The organism is Fibrobacter sp. UWH5 (assembly GCF_900142505.1).
Lineage (GTDB): Bacteria > Fibrobacterota > Fibrobacteria > Fibrobacterales > Fibrobacteraceae > Fibrobacter.
On record NZ_FRBB01000024.1, the window covers coordinates 17,035 to 40,039 of the forward strand.

Sequence of the window (23,005 nt, forward strand, 5' to 3'; positions counted from 1 at the left end):
GCGTTTGTAATAACCTCTCGCCACATTTGCGTTTTCAAGAGAAAACAAATTATTCCTATTAGGAATGCTTTTTATGGGTGGACGTCAGACAGGTCCCGCAAACTGGATAAAAAAAGCCCCGGCTCCATTTCCATGGAACCGGGACGTTTCAAAGTTCTAGTAGGAACTAGCCCTTCTTAGAACGCTTGCTGTTCTTGATCCATTCAGTCTTGTGGACTTCAGGAATATCGTCAAGCAGCTTCAGGGTGTGCGGTTCGCTGGTGTTGTCCAGAACTTCTGCAGGAGTACCCTGGTTCACGATCTTACCTTCGTTCATGATGAAGATACGGTCGGAAACGTAGTTGGCAAGACCGATATCGTGAGTCACGAAGATCACGGTCATCTTCAGTTCGTCTTTCAACTTACGAAGATAGTCAAGGATGTTTGCACGAACGCAGGCGTCCACCATGGAGGTAGCTTCGTCAGCAATCAACACCTTCGGGCGAAGAGCGAAGATACGGGCGAGGAGCATACGCTGCATCTGACCACCGGAAAGTTCGAAGGGATACTTGCCTTCGATATCTTCGGGCTTGACGTTCACAGCCATCAGGCCTTCGTCAACGCGACGACGGACTTCTTCCTTGGAGGGCTTATCCTTCAGGATGTTCAGAGCGTCTTCGAGCTGAGAGCGGATGGTAAAGAACTGGTTGAAGCAGCCAAACGGATCCTGGAACACGGACTGGACTTCGTTCCAGTGGTCCTTCAGGTTCTTGATGGGCTTGTCGCGATAGAGGAACTGACCGCGAGTGGGTTCGTACAGACCAAGCATGATCTTGGCGAGAACGGACTTACCGCAACCGGAACCGCCCACGATAGAGATGAATTCTTCGTCGTAAATGTCGAAGGAAACATCCTTCACGGCAGTCTTCAGGTTCTTACCGGCACCGAAGTCCTTGCTAATACGCTTGGCAGAAAATACAACGGGCTTATCACTTAGCATAATCGCACCTCACTTGACGATCGCCGACAATGCGGATTTCTTGAGTGTTCTTCTTGCAATCCGGGCAGGCCTTCTTGCAGCGGGGAGCAAAGCGGCAACCCACAATCTTGTTCTTGAGGCTAGGAGGAGCACCTTCGATAGCTTCAGGATGGCGGGTACGCTGAGAAGCTTCGGTAGAGAGCATAGCGCCCATCAAAGCCTGGGTATACGGGTGACGAGGATCCTTAACGATCTGTTCGGCAGTACCGTATTCCACGATTTCGCCGGCATACATAATGGCGATATTGTCGGCCACATGATAGAGCAGCGGAAGTTCGTGGGTAATGAAGATCATGGTGCTGAAGATACCCTTATCGAGAAGGTCGAAGATCATGGAGATCACTTCCTTCTGGGTAGAAACGTCCAGAGCGGAAGTAGGTTCGTCAGCAATCACCATCTGGGGGTTCAGAAGGGTAGAAATACCGATCACGGAACGCTGGCGTTCGCCTGCGGTCAGCTGGATGGGGTAAGAATTCAGAACGCGGTCAGTGTCCATGCCGAACAGGTCGAAACGTTCACGGAGACGAGCGTAGATTTCCTTCTGGTCCAGCTTCTTGCCGGGCTGCTGGTGAGCAGCGATCACGTCGGCAGCGATGTCCTTGATCTTACGAACCGGGTTCAGGGCGTTGAATGCACCCTGAGGAATCATGGAGACCTGCTGAGCCAAAACGTTGGCGCGCACGTCTTCGAGAGAACGGTTCATGAGGGATTCCATCTTGTCGCCGTGTTTCACGCGGACGTCACCCTTTTCGGGGTACAGCGGCGGAATGCACATGCCCATAAGGCCAGACACGAGAGTGGACTTACCGCAACCAGATTCACCAGCGATACCGAGGATTTCACCCTTCTTCATAGAGAAGGACACGTCGGTAACAGCGTGGGTCTTGTCGCCAAAACGACCCAAGTAATAGAGGCCGAGGTTTTCTACTTCAAATACATTTTCAGACATTGTTACCTCTTACTTGCGGAGACGCGGGTTGAAGACGCCTTCCATAGAAGTATTGATCAGGTAAAGTGCGAACACGGTCAAGGTAACGACCAGAGTTGCCGGCAGGAATGCGATCCAGATGGAGTCAGCAAGAGCGCCGTTATCCTTAGCCTGGTTCAGGATGATACCCAGAGAAGTGGTATCCACAGGGCCAAGGCCGATCATAGAAATGGAAGCTTCGGAAAGAATACCGGAACCCACCTGCATGATGAACACCATGAACACGTAGGAAAGCAGGTACGGGAGCACATGCTTGATCACGATGGTCAGGGTGCTAGCACCGTTGATACGGGCCAGGGAGATATGGTCACGGCTACGGAGAGAGGAAGCCTGTGCACGAACGGCACGAGCAGACCAGCTCCAAGCGGTAAGGCCAATCACCACGCCGATAAGAGTCAGAGAACGGCCATCCTTAAAGGCAGAGCTGATGAGCACGAGAATCACGAACTGCGGGATAACGATGAACAGGTTAGTGAACATGTTCAGGACTTCGTCAATCCAGCCGCCGCGGAAACCGCCAAACAGACCAATAAGAACACCGAGAGTAGTAGCAATGATACCGGCAAGGAAGCCCACATAGAGGGAGTTGCCGAGACCTTCGATCAACAGAGACACATAGTCACGACCCAGGTGGTCGGTGCCAAGCAGGTGAGCGGAGCTGGAACCGGCATAGGGGCCAGCCAGGATGTCACGGGCATGAGTGTCAACACTGTAGAGCAGCGGTCCGAAGACAGCGATCAACAGGGTGAGAACGAAGATAGAGATACCGACGACGAACATCGGAGACTTGAGAAGGTTTCTAAAGAGCTTTCCCATGATTACTTACCTCCCATCTGGAGACCGGCCTTAACACGCGGGTCGAAGACTGCGATCAGGACGTCAACAGCGAAGTTTGCAACGAGAACGCAGGTAGAGATCATCAAGGTGCAACCCTGGATGGTAGCGTAGTCCTGCTTGTTAATGGCGTCGAGCATAGCCATGCCGAGGCCCGGGTAAGAGAAGATCATTTCGGTAATGAGAGCACCGCCCACCATTGCACCGAGAGACTGGGCAAGACCAGTGAGCTGCGGGAGCATAGCGTTACGGAACACATAGCTAATGATGCGGCCTTCACGGAGGCCCAGCCACTTAGCATACTTCATGTAGTCGGTACCAAGTTCATAGATGGACATGGAACGCATACCGGTAGCCTGACCGGAAAGAAGGATGGGGAAGCAAGAGAAGAACGGCAGGATGTAGTACCAACCGACGCTCTTGAGGCAAGCCCAGGAGAAGGTGAATTCCTGAATATCCGGGCTCATGTTACCCACAGCCGGGAACCAGCCGAGAGTGATAGAGAAGAGAGCCACGAGAAGCATACCGAACACGAAGTACGGAACACCGTTCAGGAACATAGCAACCGGGAAGAACACCTTGTCGAAGATGCCGCGCTTGTAAGCAGCGAAAGCACCGAGAAGGTTACCGATGATCCAACCCAAGAGGATGGTGGGAGCCTGGATCAAGAGGGTCCACGGAAGAGCGTTCTTGATGATGGTGGTCACTTCAGTGTTGTTGGCATAGGACTTGCCGAGGTCACCCTTGAACACGTTGCCAATGTAAGCGAAGAACTGAGAAACAGCGGAGGAACGCTTGGGTTCGGTCTTCATCACGACTTCGTCGACCATGACGGTTTCCTGATGTTCGGTCTGGTACTGTTCCATGACAGCAACCTTTTCAACCTGGGCTACCTTCTTCTTGGTCTTCTTGTCCTTGATCATGACCTGCTTGCCCTTGGCATCCAGGACCGGCTTTTCTTCGAATACGGGCTTACCTTCAGCGTCAACCTTCTGACGTTCAGCCATCTTCGGAGTGCCGTCTTCATTTACGTCCTTGACGGTAACGGTAACTTCAGCACCGTTTTCGTCCAGCTTGGCAACCTTCTTGGTGACCATCTGGCCGTTTTCGTCAACTTCCGGTTCGTAAACAGGATTGCCCTGTTCGTCCAGTTCGGCCATGCCGAAAGAAACCAGGAGTTCGGCCTTCTTCTTCTGAGCTTCAGTCGGAGAAAGACCCTTACCGGCCTGACCCATGATGATGTCGACCGGGTCGCTACCGCCCACGCGGGGCAAAGCGAAGTTCAATGCCACTGCAAAGACGAAGGTCAGGAGATACCAGAACCCCTTCTGCAGGACATAGCGTAGCATAGGATATTGTTTAAGCATTTGTATTCCTTTTAACCTTTATTTTGCAAGCTTCAAGTTCCAGAGAATCTTGGTACCGGATGCAACCCAGGGGAGCTGGGCAGGAGCATACGGATTAGCGGCGGTGGGCCAGTTGGTCCATACGCGGTCGCTGAATTCGTAGAACTGTTCCGGCAAGTATACCAGCGGGATGGACGGCTGATCTTCCATGAAGATCTTGTTCAGTTCGCGGTAAGCCTTTGCGATTTCAGTAGAATCAGTCATCAGCGGAATTGCAGACAAAAGTTGGTCGACTTCCGGACGGTATTCAGGAGAACCCGGCTTGTTGTAACGGCCGATGTTCACGCCAGCCCAACCACCGAGGTCGGTCCAGTCACGAGAAGACATGATTTCGTTGAAGCGGCTCCAGGGGAGAGACGGAGTCACGTCGGCAACCGGCTTGTGCATAACCAGGTCGAAGTTGCCAAGACCCATAGCCGGCCAGTACTGACCACCATCCACGAAGCCTTCACGAATATCGATACCAGCCTTACGCATACCGTCAACAGCGATAGTGACCATAGCTTCCCAGTCGGTCCAACCGGCAGGGGAAGTGATGGACAAAGTCGGCAGACGTTCGCCCTTGGCATTTTCCATATGATCCAGAGTACCATCGTCATTGAACACAGACTTGAAGCCAGCTTCGGAGAGCATCTGCTTCACAGCATTCAGACGTTCAGCATCGTCGGTAATAGAGAGGTTTGCACCATACTTGGGCAGGTCTTCGTCAACGATGTACTTACCTTCCAGGTCGGTGGGCATGATAAGGCCAGCCTTCAGGGTGGAAGTATAGTTGGAGACTGCGAACTGACGGAGAGCAGTGTAGTCAATAGCGGTTGCGAGAGCGCGACGGAAACGCTTGTCGTTCAACGGTTCCTTAGTGGTGTTGATGACGAGCATGGGCATTGCACCCGGACGGAAATAAGGAGGTTCATCCCACCAAGTATGAACGCCGGCAGCAGCCTTACGGTTAATACGAGGAATGAAGCTCTGAGAAGCATCCAGGTTACCTTCGCGCATAGCGATGGTGTTATGTTCGTTGTTCTTGTAAATCGGGTGAACGATGTACTTAGGAGCAGGAAGCTGACCGTTATGGAGAGCGGCGTTGCCCCAGTAGTCGTCACGACGTTCAAGAATAATCTTGGTTTCGTTTGCAGAGCGGAGTGCATACGGACCGGACACCACGGGGTTCTGATCCATGGGCATCTTCTTCACTTCGTCCAGCCCCTTTTCCTTGATCATGGGTTCGAAGATGTGAGCCGGAGCGATACGGGTAGCCTGCAGCAAGTCACGAACGGTAAGCGGGTTGTTACGAGCCTGCTTGTTCACAATGAAGGAAAGACGTTCGGCAACCACACCTTCAGGTCCGTTCTTCAAAGTATCAACGTGAATTGCAGAAATCTGTTCAGCAGAGTTGATGGAACCGCGGAGAAGCATGAAGGTCACGTCGGTGGAGGTCACCGGCTTGCCATCGCTCCACTTTGCAGCGGGGTTCAAGTCAATAACGATACTGTCATTATTGGAAAGTTCTTCGACCAGGTGGCCCAGAAGATCTTCGATCTGACCGTTCAGGGAGTTATAAGTGATGAGCGGTTCATACATCAGGTTAAAGCGTCCACCTACCGGCCAAGATGCAGCCCAACTTTCTGCCAGGGGGTTGAAAGAACCCGGAGCAGAAGTCTGCTGGCCAGACAAGTAAAGCGTTTCCTGACGAGGCAATGCACCGCTAGCCAGTCCGCCTTCCGAAGATGCGTCGCCGCAGCCGGAGAGAAGCGCACCAGTTGCCGTAAGCGCAAGCGCCGTCCTGGCAATTGATTTCATTCCAATCATTTGTGTCCTCTTTAAGTAAGCTAAAAAAGCTTGTGTGAAAAAAATTCTCACGTAATATAGTTTTTAAAGAAAAATCTGTTTCCGAGTCAATCCGAAAATGCGTTTGCAACAGCAACCATGGCCAAAACAGCGAAATTTCGGGCCCTGCACGGCACTCAAAGTTTACGGAAGTTTACAAACAAGGACGTTTTGAGCGGTACCAAGGAATCAACCATCACACTTTCACCTATTCAAGGTATGCGGGACCTACCTGCGAACCCCCATTGTAAACAGGAAATTTCACAATCCCCCCCCCAGGAGGAACCTCCCTCCTCACAATCCTGGTGAAACTCCCCCACCCCCGTGTAAGCCCATCCCCGCAAACAAGCAAAATCTTTTTTGGCGGATGCAAATATTTTATATATAAAATTTCAGATAAAAGAAAATCATACTAAAAAAAAAGAAAGCCCCGACTTTCATCGGGACTTCCTTTAAGCTTTTTGCTCTAGAGAAGAATTACTTCTTAGCAGCCTTCTTAGCGCAAGCCTTCTTGCAAGCAGCCTTAGGAGCAGCAGCCTTCACAGCCTTGCGAGGATCACCGGCATAGACAGCGTTCTTGCCAAGTTCTTCTTCGATGCGGAGGAGGCGGTTGTACTTGCAGACGCGGTCGGTACGAGAGAGAGAACCGGTCTTGATCTGGCCAGCGGCAGTACCAACTGCGAGGTCAGCAATGAAGGTGTCTTCGGTTTCGCCGGAACGGTGAGAAACGATCGGAGCATAGCCTTCGTTCTGAGCGCGCTTGATAGCAGCGAGGGTTTCAGAAACGGAACCAACCTGGTTCACCTTGATGAGGATAGCGTTAGCGATGCCAGCCTTGATGCCTTCGTCGAAGATGGTCGGGTTGGTAACGAACAGGTCGTCACCCACGAGGTTGAGCTTGGAACCGAGCTTGTCGGTCATGACCTTCCAACCTGCCCAGTCAGCTTCATCCAGACCGTCTTCGATGGAGAAGATGGAATACTTGTCGATGAGCTTTTCATAGAGCTTGACCATGTCAGCAGACTTGAGGGTCTTCTTGGTGCTCTTCTTGAAGGTGTAGGTTTCCGGCTTGCCAGCCTTGGTGTTCTTGTCGCAGAATTCGGAAGAAGCAACGTCAAGAGCGATCTTGATGTCGGTGCCGAACTTGTAACCAGCATTGGTGGTTGCAGTCTTCAGAGCGTCGAGAGCCTTTTCAAGGGTCATAACGCCAGTGATTTCGTAACCGAACTTGTTCTTAGCCGGCTTGATGGAAACACCAGGAGCGAAGCCACCTTCGTCACCAACGGTGGTGTCGAAACCACCCTTCTTAAGGACAGCCTTAAGAGCGTGGAAGATTTCGGTCACCATCTGGAGACCCTTGGAGAAAGTCTTAGCGCCAACCGGAGCGATCATGAATTCCTGGAAGTCGATCGGAGCGGAAGAGTGAGCACCGCCGTTGATGACGTTGCACATCGGGCAGGGGAGAGAGAGCTTTTCGGTGCCGTGCATCTTAGCGATGTACTGGTACAGCGGCATCTTAGCGTCGTTAGCAGCAGCAACGCAAACAGCCATGGAAACGCCGAGGATAGCGTTTGCACCGAGCTTGTTCTTGAGCATGCGGTTGCCGTCGAGAGCGATCATAGCGTCATCGATTTCGACCTGCTTGGAAGGATCCATGCCGACGAGCTTCTTAGCGATCTTGGTGTTGACGTTCTTAACAGCGGTAAGGGTGCCCTTGCCGAGGTAAGTCTTCTTGTCACCGTCGCGGAGTTCGCAAGCTTCGCGTTCACCGGTGGAAGCACCACTCGGAACAGCGGCGTGACCGGTCACACCGTTTTCGAGGGTAACATCAACTTCGAGAGAGGGATTGCCGCGAGAGTCGAGGATCTGGCGGGCAACAACGGACTTAATTTTAGAAGCCATTTTATTTGACCTTTGGTTAGAGTGAAAAAATTTTCAACTGGGTATAATATAAAAAAAGTGATTAGTGGTTAGTGGTTAGTAGTTAGTAAAATGTTGAGAAAATGGGGGTGAAATCACTTACCCACTTGAGTCCCTCCCCAACGAACAAACAAACCTACAGCCCAATCTTTATTCGTATAGCGGAGGGATGCTCCCAAATCAATGTATGATGTAGATCTTCTTTCATTTTTTTTATAAACATAACGCAAACCGACATTCTCTACATAGCCCCACTCATCACTCCAGAACCAGCTTACCACATGGTGATAGTCAAACAAACCAAAACGCCCACCGTCCGTAAGACTCCAGTAGTTATTCCCCGAAATAAGTTCCAGCAAAACACCAAAGGGAAAAGCCGCTTTTTCGTGAACGCTCCCAGCAATTGCCATCAATATTCCAACAGGCCCCACGAAGAAAATGAATTCATCCGAAATAATCTGATCTGTTTTAAAATTCAATTCAAAGCGAATAGCACTGAATCCCACCGAAGCGCGCTTCTTGTTTAAAAAGCCCCACAAATCATCAAAAGACCCCATGCCTCCGATTAAGTCAATATCAAATATTGCCGGATTATCAACAGTTGCTATGTAGCTAAACCCGTAATGAAATCCTCCAGGCCACCAAGAATCACTAGCAGTTTTCATTCCGCTGGAAATATGCGGTTCCTCTTCCTGGGCTATTGCAGCCTGCGTACATGCAACAAGCAGTAGTATCGTAAAAAATCGGGTCATACAAATTAGAATGTAGATAAATTAAAACGTACCACACATGCCTAGAACCATCCAATGATTTCATTTTTTACTACGCACCAGGATCCGTTCTCTTTTCGTAGGTAAAATCTATCCATCGTAATAGAATAGCCCTCAACAAGAGCCAAGTCTCTATTTTCATTCACATATATTCCAGTCACCTTAAGTAGTCCCTCATTTCCATACATCGGAACGCCATTAGGAGTCAGGTCGCTAACAGGAATAATGTTGCCTAGAAACTTCTTTTTCAGGAGATTGCTTTCGTAACTCCAGGGAGACTCAAGCTCCATAAATACATCCAAAGCATACTTATCGGTCTCGGTCATCAAGAGTCTATTCAGATTCAAGGAATCCGCTACAACACACAGATTGCTCGCCACTGGACATTTTTCATAATGACAATCAATCTTTTTAACGTAAGCCTCTAATTCCTCAAAACCTCCAGCAGGAATTACTTTGTACACAACATCTACTTGTTCTGCAAAGTACAAAGAGAATTGCGCGTTTCGGTCAGAGCACTCACCTGGTTTATACAGAGCCAAGTAAATAGCCCTTAACTCGTCTGCAACGGGCCCCTGGGCAGCAGATGCAGCGCAGGTCAAATCAGAGCGCTGTTTCCATTTTTCAAAGAAAGGACGAGCAAGCAATTCCACGCTATCGTTAAAAGCCAGATCTTCATCTTCAGGCAAGTTGAACCTGTAGAGTTCGTAGGCCTTATTCAGCAAGGCGTAGGTGGAGTCAGCATCCAGTCCATCCTTCGTCTGTTGGAACAAGGCTCACTTGTGTAGGCGATCTTTCTCCACAGACTTTTCATGAGCCTCGTAGGCACGCCTTTCGGGCGACTTGCTGCATCCCGAAAAAAGCATGGATAACAGTAAAAATAGAATGGAGCTCGTTAAAATATCAGATACCAGCAACATGCGACACTTACCTTACGTGCTACTCTAGGATACTACAAAAGAAAAGGTTCCACTTTTCAGTGGAACCTTTTCTTCTAGGATATTCTTTACTATCGCAAGAATTAGAAACGGAAGTGAGCGAAAGCCTTGTTAGCTTCAGCCATCTTGTGAGTATCGTTCTTCTTACGAACAGCGTTACCTTCACCGTTCTTTGCAGCAACGAGTTCTGCAGAGAGACGCTGAGCCATGTTCGGTTCGGTGCGCTTGCGAGCTGCGTCGAGCAACCAGCGGAGAGCGAGAGCCTTGGCACGGTCCGGTGCGACTTCCATCGGAACCTGGTAGTTTGCACCACCGATACGGCGGGACTTAACTTCCAGCTTCGGCTTGATGTTGTCGAGGCACATTTCGAACTTTTCGAGAGCGGTTTCAGTACCTTCGATCTTCTTATCGAGAGTTTCGAGGGTGGTGTAAACGATCTGTTCAGCGATGGTCTTCTTGCCCTGCTTGAGAACAACACCAACGAGTTCGGTAACGAGAGTGGACTTGTAACGCGGATCCGGGAGGATGGAGCGATGGAGAGCCTTTCTTCTTCTAGACATAGTTTACCTCTTACTTCTTGGCCGGAGCGGCGCCTTTCTTCTTAACACCATACTTGGAGCGACCGTTCTGACGGCCGTTGACAGCCTGGGTATCCAGGGTGCCGCGGATGATGTGGTAACGAACACCCGGAACGTCCTTCACACGACCACCGCGGATGAGCACGATGGAGTGTTCCTGGAGGTTGTGGCCTTCACCGGGGATGTAAGCGGTAACTTCCATCTTGTTGGAAAGGCGTACACGAGCGATCTTACGAAGAGCGGAGTTCGGCTTCTTCGGGGTGCTGGTATAAACACGGGTGCAAACGCCGCGCTTCTGGGGGCAGGACTTCAAGGCCACGGAAGCGGTCTTGTTGCTGATCTGTTCACGTCCGTTACGGACGAGCTGTTGAATAGTAGGCACTTTATTAATCTCCTAGATTTTGGAGTGCAAATATAGTTCTTATTTCCAATTATTTCAAGTACTTAGGATTAATTCTCCGAATCTTCTTCGTCGGAAGAACCGATTTCGTTATCCAGCATCTGGATTCCGTTGTCAGTTTCGTCCTCAAAATCAATCTGAGTACTCATAGGCCGAGCCGCAACATCCAGCTGAGCATCGGCATCATGCACCTCGACGTTCCTGAGGTGGCGTGCGCCGGTACCGCACGGAATCAGACGACCCATAATCACGTTTTCCTTAAGACCCATGAGCGGGTCCACGCAACCTTCGATAGAAGCGCGGGTAAGGATCTTAGTGGTTTCCTGGAAGGAACAGGCAGAAATGAAGCTGTCTGTTGCCAAGGATGCCTTCGTGATACCAAGGAGCATCGGCGTGTAGGTCGCCTCAGTCTTACCAACAGCGACCAACTGGTCGTTGATGGAACGCAGACGGGCCTTGGAAATTTCTTCGCCCGGGAGCAACTCGGAGTCTCCAGAATCCTTGATCTTGACCTTACGCATCATCTGACGAACGATACATTCGATGTGCTTATCTGCGATAGCCACACCCTGCAGACGGTAAACCGCCTGGATTTCGTTCACCAAGTGACGCTGGACTTCTTCAGGTCCAAGGACATCAAGAATATCATGGGGATCTACGCTACCATCGCTGATCTTCTGACCAGCACGGACACGGTCACCTTCATTAACCGCCAGATGGACACCACGAGGAACCAGCACCTTCACTTCCTGGTCATCCATCTTAATAATCACAACCTGATTGTTGCGGACTTCTTCACCGTAGCTCACCAGACCGTCGATCGGTGCGATGAATGCCTTGGACTTCGGCACGCGGGCTTCGAAGAGTTCTGCCACGCGGGGAAGACCACCGGTAATGTCGCGGGTCTTACCTGCGGCACGGGGAAGCTTAGCAACAGTCTGACCGACGCTAACCTTGTCACCTGCACGGACGGTAAGAATAGCGCCGTCAGGGAGCATGTAGTTACCAATCTTAGTGTTGGAAGAATCAACAATGGTAACTGCCGGGTGGAGGTCCTTCTTACCGTGCTGCTTATCGCTAATCACGGTCCAGGTTTCAACACCGGTAACTTCGTCGGTTTCGGCACGGTATGTACGGTTTTCTACCATATCCGTGAGAACAACCTTACCAGCAACATTACTGATAATGGGGCTGTTATACGGATCCCATTCGAACATGGACTGACCCTTAGTAACGGTAGCGCCATTTTCGACCTTCAGGATAGAACCGTAAGGAATCTGGTAACGACCCTTATTAATACCGGTCTTATCAAAGATAACGAGTTCAGCCATACGGCTGGTAACGATCTTCTGGCCTTCGTTTTCAACGGTTTCCACCATATCCAGTTCGACGTGACCGTCAACCAGAGCCTTCTTGTCGCTTTCGACAGTCAGACGGGAGGCTGCACCACCCACGTGGAAGGTACGGAGGGTAAGCTGAGTACCCGGTTCACCGATGGACTGTGCTGCGAGCACACCCACGGCTTCGCCCAGGTCAACAGGGCGACCAGAAGCAAGCATACGGCCATAGCACTTGGAGCAGATACCGGTGCGAGAATCGCAGGTCAGCACGGAACGCATCTTGATGTGTTCCAGACCGGTAGCGGTAATCTTAGCCAGGTCACGTTCGGTGACCAGTTCACCAGCCTTGACGATGACTTCGCCAGTCACCGGATGCTTGATGTCATCCACGGGTGCACGACCCAGGAGACGTTCTTCAAGAGCGATGATAGTATCGTCACCGTCCTTGAATGCAGAAACTTCGATACCGTTGGTAGTACCGCAATCTTCTTCGGTAACCACCAGGTCCTGTCCTACGTCAACCAGACGGCGGGTCAAGTAACCAGCGTCAGCGGTCTTCATAGCGGTATCAGCCAAACCCTTACGAGCACCGTGAGAGGAAATGAAGTATTCCATCACGTTCAGGCCTTCACGGAAGCAGGACTTAATCGGGTTTTCAATAACTTCACGACCATCCAGAGACTTGGTCGGCTTCTGCATAAGACCACGCATACCGGACAGCTGCTTAATCTGTTCACGGCTACCACGAGCGCCGGAATCAGCCATCATGTAAACGGGGTTGAAGCCATCGCGGTCACCGGAAAGGAGTTCCCACTGCTTGGCAGCAACGTCAGAAGTAGTCTTGGACCAAACGTCAACGGTCTGGTTGTAACGTTCACCGTCGGTAATCACACCGTCTTCGTACAGACCACGAATCTTGGAGATTGCGTCAGCGGCCTTGTCCAGCATTTCCTGCTTTTCCTTGGGGATCACCATTTCGGCGATAGCCACAGAGGAACCGGCGCGAGTTGCCCACTTATAACCGTTGGCCTTCAGATCATCCAGGTAGTCAACCGTTACGCGGTTGCCGGTACGACGGTACAGGTCATCGATGGACTTGGCGATAACCTTCTTACCGAAGGTTTCGTTTGCGTAGCCCAGGGCGTTGGGAACGAATTCGTTGAAGATGATTCGACCGACAGTGGTCTTAATAACGTTTTCTTCCTTGAGGGTAAGGAACTTCACCTTGTCGCCAGCCTTGACATTGACTTCAACATTGCCAAAGTCATCAGCTTCTTCGCGGAGGCAGACGCAATCCTTTTCCACAGCGCCGATGTAGATCTTGCGACCTGCAGGGAGCTTCAGGTATACGTAGGCGTTCAGGTCGACGCAGCCGTTTTCGTAGGCGCGGATGGCTTCAGCCGGATCGTAGAAGTGCATGCCTTCGCCCTTGCGACCCGGACGGGGCTTGGTCAGGTAGTACAGACCCAGCACGATGTCCTGGCCCGGCACAGCAATCGGCTGACCGGAAGCGGGGTGAAGAATGTTGTTGGAAGACAGCATGATGACGCGGCATTCCAACTGGGTTTCGAAAGACAGCGGAAGGTGGCAAGCCATCTGGTCACCGTCGAAGTCTGCGTTAAATGCAGTACAGACGAGGGGGTGGAGGCGAATTGCATTACCTTCAATGAGTTTCGGGTAGAAGGCCTGGATACCGAGACGGTGCAGAGTAGGAGCACGGTTCAGCATCACCGGATGGTCTTCGATAATCTGTTCGAGAATGTCCCAAACTTCAGGACGTTCTGCGTCCACATACTTCTTGGCAGACTTGAGGGTATATACGATACCTTCTTCTTCCAGGCGCTGGATGATGAACGGCTTGTAAAGTTCCAAAGCCATGCGCTTCGGGAGACCGCACTGGTGCATGCGAAGTTCCGGGCCAACCACAATAACAGAACGGCCGGAGTAGTCAACACGCTTACCGAGGAGGTTCATACGGAAGCGACCCTGCTTACCCTTCAGGAGTTCAGCGAGGCTCTTCATGGGACGTGCGGAACCGGCACGGGCCGTGCGACGGCCACTGTCGAACAGCTGGTCAACAGCTTCCTGCAACATACGCTTTTCGTTGCAGAGAATGACGTTCGGGGCACGGATATCAATCAGCTTCTTCAAGCGATTGTTACGGTTGATCACGCGACGATAGAGTTCGTTCAAGTCGGAAGTTGCGAAACGGCCACCTTCCAGGGGAACGAGAGGACGCAGATCGGGCGGAATAACCGGAAGTACGTCAAGAATCATCCAGGACGGCTGGTTTGCGAGCAAACGAGCTTCGTTAGGATACTTGACACGGAATTCTTCGTAAGCGTCTGCCACGATGAAGTTTTCGTGGGAAGCTTCGTAGGAAGCCTTGAATTCTGCAACGGCTTCGGCGAGGCCACGGAGCCAGGGCTGCTGAGCGTCCTGCTTCATTGCCTTTTCCGGATTTTCGTAGTAGTCGCGGAAGCTTTCGCGCTGAGACTTCAGGAAGGCGTCCACAACCTTGAGGCGCTTGAGAGCGTCATCCTGCTTGGTCTTGGACTTGGACTGAGCCTGCACGCGGAGGTCAGCAGAAAGTGCAGCCAGATCAACGCGGTCGAGGAGCTGCTTAATAGCGGAAGCACCCATCTTGGCGTCGAACTGACGACCTTCGTTGGAAAGGTCCTGATACTGAGCTTCGTCAATGAGAGTGTTGGGTTCCAGATCGGTGGTACCCGGATCGATCACTACATACTTTTCGTAGTAGATGATGTTGTCCAGATCCTTGGTGGAAAGGTTCAGGAGAGCACCGATAACACAGGGCTGGTTACGGACGAACCAGGTGTGAGTCAGAGGAATGGCCAATTCGATATGGCCCATGTACTTACGGCGTACGTTGGAGTGAGTCACTTCAACACCGCAACGGTCGCAAACCACACCCTTATAACGGATGCGCTTGAACTTACCGCAGTTACATTCCCAGTTCTTAACAGGTCCGAAGATCTTTTCGCAGAAAAGACCATCCTTTTCGGGCTTGAAAGAGCGGTAGTTGATGGTTTCCGGCTTGGTCACTTCACCATGGGACCAGCTGCGGATCATTTCCGGAGCGGCGAGGTGAATCGAAATATCGCCAGAATTGTCGCGTTCAATTTCTTCGACCATTTTACTTATCTCCATTGGTCTGAATATTGAGACCCAAAGAACGAACTTCGCGGATCATAACGTTAAAGGATTCAGGTACACCCGGCTTCGGAGTGTTCTGGCCATGAACGATGGCATCATAGACCTTGGAACGGCCCTGGACATCGTCAGACTTGACGGTGAGGAGTTCCTGCAAGGTGTATGCGGCACCGTATGCTTCCATTGCCCACACTTCCATTTCACCGAAGCGCTGACCACCGAACTGGCTCTTACCGCCAAGAGGCTGCTGAGTAACCAGTGCGTAGGAACCGATAGAACGAGCATGAATCTTGTCGTCTACCAAGTGGCCCAGCTTCAGGTAGTACATGTAACCGATAGTCACGGGGTTCAGGAAGGCTTCGCCAGTCTTACCGTCGTAAAGCTTTGCCTTACCGATAATCTTGCCGTTGTCCGGATCCATTTCGTAGTTAACGATGGGGTTCTTTTCGTAGGCCTTCTTCAGTTCTTCACAAATGTCTTCGAACTTGGCACCGTCGAACACGGGGGTGGTCACCTTGAAGCCGAGAGTCTTTGCAGCCCAGCCCAAGTGCACTTCAAGCACCTGACCGATGTTCATACGAGAAGGCACGCCCAGCGGGTTCAGAAGGATCTGAAGCGGACGACCGTCTTCGGTGAACGGCATGTCTTCGACCGGAACGATCTTGGACACAACACCCTTGTTACCATGGCGACCTGCCATCTTGTCACCGATGGAGAGGCAACGCTTCTTGGCGATGTAAACCTTGACGGACTTGAGAACGCCCGGCTTCAGTTCGTCGCCCTTAGTCACCTTGTCAATTTCCTTTTCCATGGTGCGGGTAAGGGTATCCAGATTGTCGCGTGCAACGAGGACGAGAGTCAGGACCTGTTCCTGGAGTTCGTCATCGCCCACCACGAAGGTAGAGGCCGGAGAAACCTTGGTCACGTCGATAGCGGCCAGGTTCTGTTCGGTATAGGTCTGACCTTCGCGAATCAGGAGTTCATGGGTTTCATTGTCCATCACCTTGCCGGCAGCCTTACCGCCGAGAAGTTCGAACAAGTGTTCGGAGCAAGCAACCTTGATCTTGTCGATCTGAGTCTGGAAGTTGCTACGGATTTCGTTAATGGTTTCCTGATCCTTTTCCTTGCTGTTCTTGTCAGCCTTGTCCTTCTTGCTGAAGACGCGGGTTTCAAGAACGATACCCTTCATTCCCGGAGGAGCCTTCAGAGAAGAATCGCGGACGTCGCCAGCCTTTTCACCGAAGATGGCGCGGAGGAGACGTTCTTCCGGAGAGAGTTCGGTTTCGCCCTTCGGGGTAACCTTACCGACGAGGATGTCGTCTGCGGTGACTTCAGCACCGACACGGACAACACCGTTTTCGTCCAGGTTGCGGAGAGCTTCTTCACCGACGTTAGGAATTTCACGGGTCAGTTCTTCAGGACCACGCTTGGTTTCACGAACTTCCATTTCGTATTCTTCGATATGGATAGAAGTGAAGGTGTCCTTAATAGCCAATTCTTCGGAAATGATAACTGCGTCTTCGTAGTTATAACCATTCCACGGCAAGAAGCCGATGAGGATGTTCTTACCGAGAGCCAGTTCACCGTGGTCGGTGGACACGCCGTCAGCCAGCACGTCGCCAGCCTTGACGAAGTCACCAACGTTGACGATGGGCTTCTGGTTAATGCAGGAATCCTGGTTGGAACGTTCGAACTTACGGAGAACGTATTCGTCGATAGGATCCTTGCCGAGGAATTCATAGTCTTCGCCGAGACCGGTCAGCGGAACGAAGGAACCGTCAACCATGTTACCGCGCTGAACAGTGACGTTGCGTGCGTCAACGAAGGTAACCATACCGTCGTGCTTTGCACGGACAACGGTACCCGAGTCGAGAGCGGCGCGACGTTCCAGGCCAGTGCCCACAACGGGAGCTTCTGCACGGAGCAGAGGCACAGCCTGACGCTGCATGTTAGAGCCCATCAAGGCACGGTTAGCATCGTCATGTTCGAGGAACGGAATAAGACCTGCAGCCACAGACACGATCTGCATCGGGGCCACGTCCATGAGGTCGATACGTTCGGTTTCGTTGTCTTCGGGTTCGAAGGAATCCTGACGCATAACGTGGACATATTCGCTCTTGTCGCGGACGATGACGTAGCCGTCCATGTCGCCCTTGAAGCGGTTGTCTTCGTCAAGTTCGGTAGAAGCCGGAGCAACCTTGAAGGCGTCTTCTTCATCTGCAGTGAGGCAGGTGATGTAACTAGAAACGATCTGTTCGACAACGTCGCCAGCCTGTTCGTAGTCGGGAGTGCCTTCGAAGTTTTCAACGGTGAAACCGTTGCGGTAGTAAGTAACCTGACCTTCGGTGTCCTTGAATGCGAATACCTTGTTCACAAAACCATCGAACAGGTCACGCTGGGTGTTGTCCAGGTTCATACGAACAAAGTCTGCCTGCTTCTTGGAAAGTTCGAGTTCCAGGAACAGGTGCGGATCGTGTACGAAAGCCTTGAAGATACCGAAGTGCCACTTGGCTTCCGGAACCTTTACAATGTTGCCCTTGGCATCCTTGAAGTCAACGAGGCCCACGATACGGTACGGGGTTTCGATGAAGCCGAAGTGGTTAACCACGGCGAAGGATGCGAGAGAGTTGATAAGACCGATGTTCGGACCTTCCGGAGTTTCGATCGGGCAGAGACGGCCGTAGTGAGTGTAGTGCACGTCACGGACTTCGAAGCCTGCGCGTTCGCGGGAAAGACCACCGGGGCCGAGAGCGGACAGACGACGCTTGTGAGTAAGTTCAGAAAGCGGGTTCATCTGGTCCATGAACTGGGACAGCTGGCTGGAGCCGAAGAAGGCCTGCACAACAGTAGACACCATGCGGGTGTTCACCAGTTCGCGAGGAGTGGTCTGTTCGTCTTCGCCGTGGAGAGTGAGGTTTTCACGGATCACACGGGACATGCGGGACAGGCCCACAGAAATCTGGTTAGCAAGAAGTTCGCCAACGGAACGGGTACGACGGTTGCCCAAGTGGTCGATATCGTCGAGAGCGTAACCTTCGGTGCCGTTGTAGAGACCAACCATGTAGACGATGATGGCGAGGAAGTCTGCCTTGCTCATGGTCATGGTGGTGAGGGACGGGATCTTGAATTCCGGGCCCTGTTCTGCGAGCACGCTGCGAATTTCAGCCTTGCTGTAAATCTTGGAGTTCAGGCGGTAACGACCGACTTCACCAAGGTCATACTTATGAGGATCGGAAATGAACTGGCTGTCGAAGTAGATTTCGGCAGTGCGCATATCCGGAGCTTCATCCTGCTGCTGGTGGGTCACGGAGTAGATAGCCTTGAGAGCATCTTCGCGAGACTTGGTCTTGTCTGCAGCCAGGGTGTAGTGGATGAGGAGGTTGTCTTCTTCCTTGGAGAGGAGGACGATCTTCTCGACGCGGTTTTCGATGAGGCGGCTCAGCTTCTTGTCGTCGATAACAGTGTTTGCTTCGAGGATGATTTCGCCGGTAGCTTCGTCGATGACGTCTTCAAATACAATGCGGTCGATGAGAGCGCAGACACCGTTTTCGTCGTACTGTTCAGCCATTTCTGCAACAACGACTTCGTCGGTCTTCTTGTAGAAGAGCTTCAGGATGTCCTGCGTGGTTTCGAAACCGATGCAACGAAGCATGGCGGTTGCAGCCAACTTCTTCTTGCGGTCGATAATGAGGTAAAGGATGTCGCCTTCGGTGTTGAATTCAACCCAGGCGCCGCGGTGCGGGATAATACGGCTCTTGTAGTCGTCACGACCGGAAATCTGCATTTCCTTGTCGAAGCTGACACCGTAGGAACGATGCAACTGAGAAACGACAACGCGTTCAGCGCCATTGACGATGAACGTACCGTTTGCGGTCATGATCGGGAGGTCGCAAACCAGAACGTCATTCTTGACTTCTTCCTTGAGCTTGCGGTCTTCGCCGTCTTCTTCAAAAATCTGCAAAGACAGAGTGGCGAACATTTCCATGGAATAGGTAAGTCCACGTTCGCGGCACTCGGGGATGCTGTATTTCGGGATACCGAAATAGTAACCTTCGTAATTAAGGGAATAGAGACCCTTGACGTCAGTAATTGGGAAAATGTCCTGGAACACGCGTTCCAAGCCAACCTTGAGACGTTTTTCTTGCGGAATATCCTTCTGGAGGAATTGCTCGTACGAAGCCTTCTGGACTTCAATCAGGTACGGGAGTTCCAACTGGAATTTGTTGGAGGAGTATGACTTTCTCTCCGTGGTCATTTGAAATACCTCATCCGGTAAAGAGCTAAATGTTGGCACCAAAGGTAGAAAAATATTAAGAATGACTATCTTCTTGACCTTGTTGCCATGGGCTTTTTTCGGTAGAAAAAGCAGAAAATCTTAATACACCAAAAGCCCGCACGAAAGTGCAGGCGATTGGCGTATAAAAGATTCAGTGAAGTGAAAGCATTACTTCAGAGCGACCTTTGCTCCGAGATCTTCCAGTTCCTTCTTGAGCTTTTCAGCGTCAGCCTTCGGCATAGCTTCCTTAACGACGCTGTTGGCCTTTTCGACGAGGTCCTTAGCTTCCTTAAGGCCGAGACCGGTGATAGCGCGGACAGCCTTGAGGACGTCCATCTTCTTAGCACCGCATTCGACGAGGATGACGTCGAATTCAGTCTTTGCTTCTTCAGCAGGAGCAGCTGCAGCTGCCATAACTACGGCGCCACCAGCAGCGGCTTCAATGCCGTGGGTTTCCTTGAGGTAGTCAGCCAAAGCCTTGGCTTCGAGAAGGGTAAGACCAACGATTTGATCGCCCAATGCCTTGATATCAGTTGCCATGATGTGTTTCTCCGATTATTCCGTTTAAATTTTTTGGTTTGTGGTTTGTTGTTAAGCTTCCGGTGCGGCTTCAGCTTCTGCTGCAGGTGCTGCTTCGGAGCCCGATGCTTCTTCCAGCTTTTCCTGGAGGGTCTTGATCTGACCAGCGATAGTGGAACCAGGTCCGAGAGCGATGGAGACGATCATTGCGATCATACCCTTGCGATCCGGAATCTTAGCGAGGTTCACGACTTCGGTGCCAGGCATCGGCTTACCATCGAGGTAAATGCTCTTGGCGATCAAGAAATCGGGGTTAGCTTTGTGGAATGCTTCAATTTCGCGAGCCGGCAGAAGAGGATCTTCTTCGAAACCAACCATGACGGAAGTTGCGCCAGTCAGCTGGTCTTCGAGACCTTCTACACCGAGAGCAGCGAGCACGCGCTTGAGAAGAGTATTCTTCACAGCCTTGTACTGCACGCCCTTAGCGCTGAGGGACTTGCGAAGGGCATTGTCCTTTTCAACGGTCAAGCCTTGATAGTTGAGCAGGTAGACAGCGGTAGCACCCTTGAAGGATTCTACGAGAGCGTCCACAGTCTGTTGTTTTTTAACTACAGCTTTCATGGTATCTCCTAGCGTGTCAGTGCCATATCAAGTTTAATGCCCGGAGCCATAGTTGCGGACAACGTAAGGCTCTTAATATAGGTGCCCTTAGAAGATTGCGGCTTAGCCTTGACAACAGAGTCGATAACAGCCTTGGTATTTTCAACCAGCTGATCGAGGCTGAAGGAGAGCTTGCCAACGGGGGCGTGAACGTTTGCACCCTTGTCGACGCGGTATACAATCTTACCGGCCTTCAGTTCCTTGACGGTCTGTGCAACGTTAACGGTCACAGTACCAGCCTTGGGGGACGGCATCATACCACGGGGGCCAAGAACGCGAGCCACCTTACTAATCACCGGCATCATGTCGGGAGTAGCAACGACGGCGTCAAAGTCCAGCCAGCCTTCCTGAATCTTCTGAACCAAGTCGGCACCACCAGCGTAGTCAGCGCCAGCGTTCTGTGCAACTTCAATGTTATTGTCCTTGCAGAAAACGAGAACGCGAACCTGACGACCGGTACCATGCGGAAGCACGACAGTGCCACGAACCACTTGGTCGGAATGTTTTGGGTCCACACCGAGATTGAAGTGGATTTCGACAGTCTGGTCGAACTTCAATTCGGACTTTTTAAGGATTTCGATTGCTTCATTCAGACCGTAAGCTTTGTTACGTTCGATGGATTCAGCAATCTTTTTGTATTTTTTTCCTCTGAACATGAAATTTTCCTGTCAGATACGTAACGGTGAATTACCTGCCTCAGTCAACCACTTCAACACCCATGGAGCGGGCAGTACCAGCAACCATGCGCATAGCGGCTTCGAGGTCGATTGTGTTTAGATCCGGCATCTTCTTTTGGGCGATTTCCTGGATCTGGGCCTTGGTGATCTTGCCAACTTTCTTACGGTTGGGTTCGCCAGAGCCACTTTCAATGCCGACAGCCTTCTTGATGAGGGCCGGAACCGGCGAAACCTTCGTGATGAAGGTAAAGCTCTTATCAGCGTAGACGGTAATAACCACGGGAATAATCATTCCCTTGGCATCCTGAGTCTTAGCGTTGAACTGCTTACAGAACTCCATAATGTTCACACCCTTCTGACCAAGGGCGGGACCTACCGGAGGAGCCGGATTAGCTGCACCACCGGGAATCTGGAGCTTAATATAACCTGTGATTTTCTTTGCCACTGTATTATCTCCGTTTCAAAAACCGTACGTTATGCGTTGTCGGATTCAACCTGGTTAAAGGCGAGTTCAACAGGTGTAGAACGACCGAACACAGTTACCATGACCTTGATCTTGGCATCCATGATTTCGTCTACGACGCCCACAAAGTCCTTGAAGGGACCTTCCTTGATGCGGACATTTTCGCCAATCTTATACGGAATTTGGATCACGTCTCCGGAATCACTAGGATCAACTCCCAGAAGACGATCGACCTCGCTCTGTGCTAAAGGAATGGCCACGCGCTTAGTCGGGGTCATTCCCAAGAAATGGGTGACGCCATTAATGTTCATCACCAAATGCTGGGTGAGCTCGTCCAGCACCATTTCAATAATAACGTAAGTCGGCATCATGTTCTGGACAGAAACGTGACGACGACCGCGAACTGTAGAAGCCACTTCGCGAGTCGGTACGATAATCTGACCGAACTTTTCTTGAACGCCTTCGCGTTCAATCATCTGCTCGATACGTTTCTTAATGTTGTTTTCTTGACCGGAAAAGGTGTGAATGGCATACCAACGCATCATAATTAACCTCTTCCCATAATCTTGTCAACGATCCAAGAGAGACCTACGTCTAACCCAGCAATATATACACCCATAACGACGCTGAAAAGCATCACCACCATGGTAGAACCTTTAAGTTCTTCCCAAGTGGGCCAAGTAACTTGCTTCAATTCTTGGATGGATTCTTTGATATATTGCTGAATCTTACGCATAATGACTCCAGGAAGTGAGCAGGTCGGGAGGGACTCGAACCCCCAACCAACGGTTTTGGAGACCGTGACTCTACCAATTGAGCTACCGACCTATTCGGACTTCCTTACTTGGTTTCCTTGTGAACGGTATGCTTGCGGCAGAACGGGCAGTACTTCTTGTATTCTACGCGAGAAGGATGAAGACGCTTATTCTTGTCGCAGTCATAATTGCGCTGATTGCATTCGGTGCATTCGAGCGTGATGAGTTCTCTAGGCATTATATATTATCCGATTACTTGATGATTTCGGTTACAGAACCAGCACCAACGGTACGGCCACCTTCACGGATAGCAAAGCGGAGCTGCTTTTCCATTGCGACGGGAGCGATCAGAGTGGTGTGGATAGTGACGGTGTCACCCGGGGTCACCATTTCGACACCTTCCGGCAGCTGGATGGTACCAGTAACGTCGGTGGTGCGGAAGTAGAACTGGGGACGATAGCC

19 protein-coding genes, 1 tRNA gene and 1 pseudogene are annotated in these 23,005 nt (G+C 51.3%); all 21 read right to left on the bottom strand.

Annotation, left to right across the window (positions count from 1 at the left end; translation table 11 throughout):
• Positions 1-166: 166 nt before the first annotated feature.
• Complete coding sequence (locus BUB38_RS14450; RefSeq protein WP_073161444.1) at positions 167-979, bottom strand: ABC transporter ATP-binding protein; 813 nt, start codon at positions 977-979, stop codon at positions 167-169.
• Positions 969-1,967 carry an ABC transporter ATP-binding protein gene (locus tag BUB38_RS14455; RefSeq protein WP_073161445.1) on the bottom strand — a complete coding sequence of 333 codons (999 nt, stop codon included), beginning with the start codon at positions 1,965-1,967 and terminating at the stop codon, positions 969-971. Before BUB38_RS14455 ends, BUB38_RS14450 begins: the two co-directional genes overlap by 11 nt.
• A 9-nt stretch (positions 1,968-1,976) precedes the next feature.
• Positions 1,977-2,822: an ABC transporter permease gene (locus BUB38_RS14460; RefSeq protein WP_073161446.1), complete on the bottom strand. Its 846-nt coding sequence runs from the start codon at positions 2,820-2,822 to the stop codon at positions 1,977-1,979.
• Between the two features lie 2 nt (positions 2,823-2,824).
• A complete protein-coding gene (locus BUB38_RS14465) occupies positions 2,825-4,207 on the bottom strand; it encodes an ABC transporter permease subunit (RefSeq protein ID WP_073161447.1) in 1,383 nt (460 codons plus the stop codon).
• Positions 4,208-4,225: 18 nt separating this feature from the next.
• Positions 4,226-6,055 carry an ABC transporter substrate-binding protein gene (locus BUB38_RS14470; RefSeq protein ID WP_073161448.1) on the bottom strand — a complete coding sequence of 610 codons (1,830 nt, stop codon included), beginning with the start codon at positions 6,053-6,055 and terminating at the stop codon, positions 4,226-4,228.
• Positions 6,056-6,550: 495 nt separating this feature from the next.
• Entirely contained in the window at positions 6,551-7,975 is a 1,425-nt protein-coding gene (eno, locus tag BUB38_RS14475) for a phosphopyruvate hydratase (RefSeq protein WP_073161449.1), read from the bottom strand.
• Between the two features lie 113 nt (positions 7,976-8,088).
• Positions 8,089-8,658, bottom strand: coding sequence for a hypothetical protein (locus tag BUB38_RS14480; protein ID WP_073161450.1), 570 nt, complete (start codon positions 8,656-8,658; stop codon positions 8,089-8,091).
• Between the two features lie 128 nt (positions 8,659-8,786).
• Entirely contained in the window at positions 8,787-9,536 is a 750-nt protein-coding gene (locus tag BUB38_RS14485) for a hypothetical protein (protein WP_073161451.1), read from the bottom strand.
• A gap of 248 nt (positions 9,537-9,784) precedes the next feature.
• Positions 9,785-10,261: a 30S ribosomal protein S7 gene (gene rpsG / locus BUB38_RS14490; RefSeq protein WP_073161452.1), complete on the bottom strand. Its 477-nt coding sequence runs from the start codon at positions 10,259-10,261 to the stop codon at positions 9,785-9,787.
• A gap of 10 nt (positions 10,262-10,271) precedes the next feature.
• Positions 10,272-10,661: a 30S ribosomal protein S12 gene (gene rpsL, locus BUB38_RS14495; RefSeq protein WP_072980597.1), complete on the bottom strand. Its 390-nt coding sequence runs from the start codon at positions 10,659-10,661 to the stop codon at positions 10,272-10,274.
• A gap of 68 nt (positions 10,662-10,729) precedes the next feature.
• Positions 10,730-15,175, bottom strand: coding sequence for a DNA-directed RNA polymerase subunit beta' (gene rpoC, locus BUB38_RS14500; protein ID WP_073161453.1), 4,446 nt, complete (start codon positions 15,173-15,175; stop codon positions 10,730-10,732).
• 1 nt (position 15,176) lies between these two features.
• On the bottom strand, positions 15,177-19,448 hold the full coding sequence (gene rpoB, locus BUB38_RS14505) for a DNA-directed RNA polymerase subunit beta (protein WP_073161454.1): 4,272 nt from the start codon (positions 19,446-19,448) through the stop codon (positions 15,177-15,179).
• A 189-nt stretch (positions 19,449-19,637) separates the two neighbouring features.
• Positions 19,638-20,009 carry a 50S ribosomal protein L7/L12 gene (gene rplL / locus BUB38_RS14510; protein ID WP_073161455.1) on the bottom strand — a complete coding sequence of 124 codons (372 nt, stop codon included), beginning with the start codon at positions 20,007-20,009 and terminating at the stop codon, positions 19,638-19,640.
• Positions 20,010-20,060: 51 nt separating this feature from the next.
• Positions 20,061-20,609, bottom strand: a complete 549-nt coding sequence (gene rplJ, locus BUB38_RS14515) for a 50S ribosomal protein L10 (RefSeq protein WP_073161456.1) — start codon at positions 20,607-20,609, stop codon at positions 20,061-20,063.
• An 8-nt stretch (positions 20,610-20,617) separates the two neighbouring features.
• Positions 20,618-21,304 carry a 50S ribosomal protein L1 gene (gene rplA / locus BUB38_RS14520; RefSeq protein ID WP_073161457.1) on the bottom strand — a complete coding sequence of 229 codons (687 nt, stop codon included), beginning with the start codon at positions 21,302-21,304 and terminating at the stop codon, positions 20,618-20,620.
• A 40-nt stretch (positions 21,305-21,344) separates the two neighbouring features.
• Positions 21,345-21,770, bottom strand: a complete 426-nt coding sequence (gene rplK / locus BUB38_RS14525; protein ID WP_073161458.1) for a 50S ribosomal protein L11 — start codon at positions 21,768-21,770, stop codon at positions 21,345-21,347.
• Positions 21,771-21,799: 29 nt separating this feature from the next.
• A complete protein-coding gene (nusG, locus tag BUB38_RS14530; protein ID WP_249269456.1) occupies positions 21,800-22,333 on the bottom strand; it encodes a transcription termination/antitermination protein NusG in 534 nt (177 codons plus the stop codon).
• Between the two features lie 2 nt (positions 22,334-22,335).
• Positions 22,336-22,524 (bottom strand): preprotein translocase subunit SecE, encoded by a 189-nt coding sequence (gene secE / locus BUB38_RS14535; RefSeq protein WP_073161460.1) that lies wholly within the window; start codon positions 22,522-22,524, stop codon positions 22,336-22,338.
• Positions 22,525-22,543: 19 nt separating this feature from the next.
• Positions 22,544-22,616, bottom strand: a tRNA-Trp gene (locus BUB38_RS14540).
• A gap of 12 nt (positions 22,617-22,628) precedes the next feature.
• Entirely contained in the window at positions 22,629-22,781 is a 153-nt protein-coding gene (rpmG, locus tag BUB38_RS14545) for a 50S ribosomal protein L33 (RefSeq protein WP_072801172.1), read from the bottom strand.
• A gap of 14 nt (positions 22,782-22,795) precedes the next feature.
• A pseudogene (gene tuf / locus BUB38_RS14550) lies at positions 22,796-23,005 on the bottom strand (elongation factor Tu); the annotation flags it as partial.

Bases quoted from the DNA above. Each gene is read 5' to 3' on its own strand.
- BUB38_RS14450 (WP_073161444.1), bottom strand. From the start codon at position 979: ATGCTAAGTGATAAGCCCGTTGTATTTTCTGCCAAGCGTATTAGCAAG.
- BUB38_RS14455 (WP_073161445.1), bottom strand. From the start codon at position 1,967: ATGTCTGAAAATGTATTTGAAGTAGAAAACCTCGGCCTCTATTACTTG.
- BUB38_RS14460 (WP_073161446.1), bottom strand. From the start codon at position 2,822: ATGGGAAAGCTCTTTAGAAACCTTCTCAAGTCTCCGATGTTCGTCGTC.
- BUB38_RS14465 (WP_073161447.1), bottom strand. From the start codon at position 4,207: ATGCTTAAACAATATCCTATGCTACGCTATGTCCTGCAGAAGGGGTTC.
- BUB38_RS14470 (WP_073161448.1), bottom strand. From the start codon at position 6,055: ATGATTGGAATGAAATCAATTGCCAGGACGGCGCTTGCGCTTACGGCA.
- eno (WP_073161449.1), bottom strand. From the start codon at position 7,975: ATGGCTTCTAAAATTAAGTCCGTTGTTGCCCGCCAGATCCTCGACTCT.
- BUB38_RS14480 (WP_073161450.1), bottom strand. From the start codon at position 8,658: ATGAAAACTGCTAGTGATTCTTGGTGGCCTGGAGGATTTCATTACGGG.
- rpsG (WP_073161452.1), bottom strand. From the start codon at position 10,261: ATGTCTAGAAGAAGAAAGGCTCTCCATCGCTCCATCCTCCCGGATCCG.
- rpoC (WP_073161453.1), bottom strand. From the start codon at position 15,175: ATGGTCGAAGAAATTGAACGCGACAATTCTGGCGATATTTCGATTCAC.
- rpoB (WP_073161454.1), bottom strand. From the start codon at position 19,448: ATGACCACGGAGAGAAAGTCATACTCCTCCAACAAATTCCAGTTGGAA.
- rplL (WP_073161455.1), bottom strand. From the start codon at position 20,009: ATGGCAACTGATATCAAGGCATTGGGCGATCAAATCGTTGGTCTTACC.
- rplJ (WP_073161456.1), bottom strand. From the start codon at position 20,609: ATGAAAGCTGTAGTTAAAAAACAACAGACTGTGGACGCTCTCGTAGAA.
- rplA (WP_073161457.1), bottom strand. From the start codon at position 21,304: ATGTTCAGAGGAAAAAAATACAAAAAGATTGCTGAATCCATCGAACGT.
- nusG (WP_249269456.1), bottom strand. From the start codon at position 22,333: ATGATGCGTTGGTATGCCATTCACACCTTTTCCGGTCAAGAAAACAAC.
- secE (WP_073161460.1), bottom strand. From the start codon at position 22,524: ATGCGTAAGATTCAGCAATATATCAAAGAATCCATCCAAGAATTGAAG.
- rpmG (WP_072801172.1), bottom strand. From the start codon at position 22,781: ATGCCTAGAGAACTCATCACGCTCGAATGCACCGAATGCAATCAGCGC.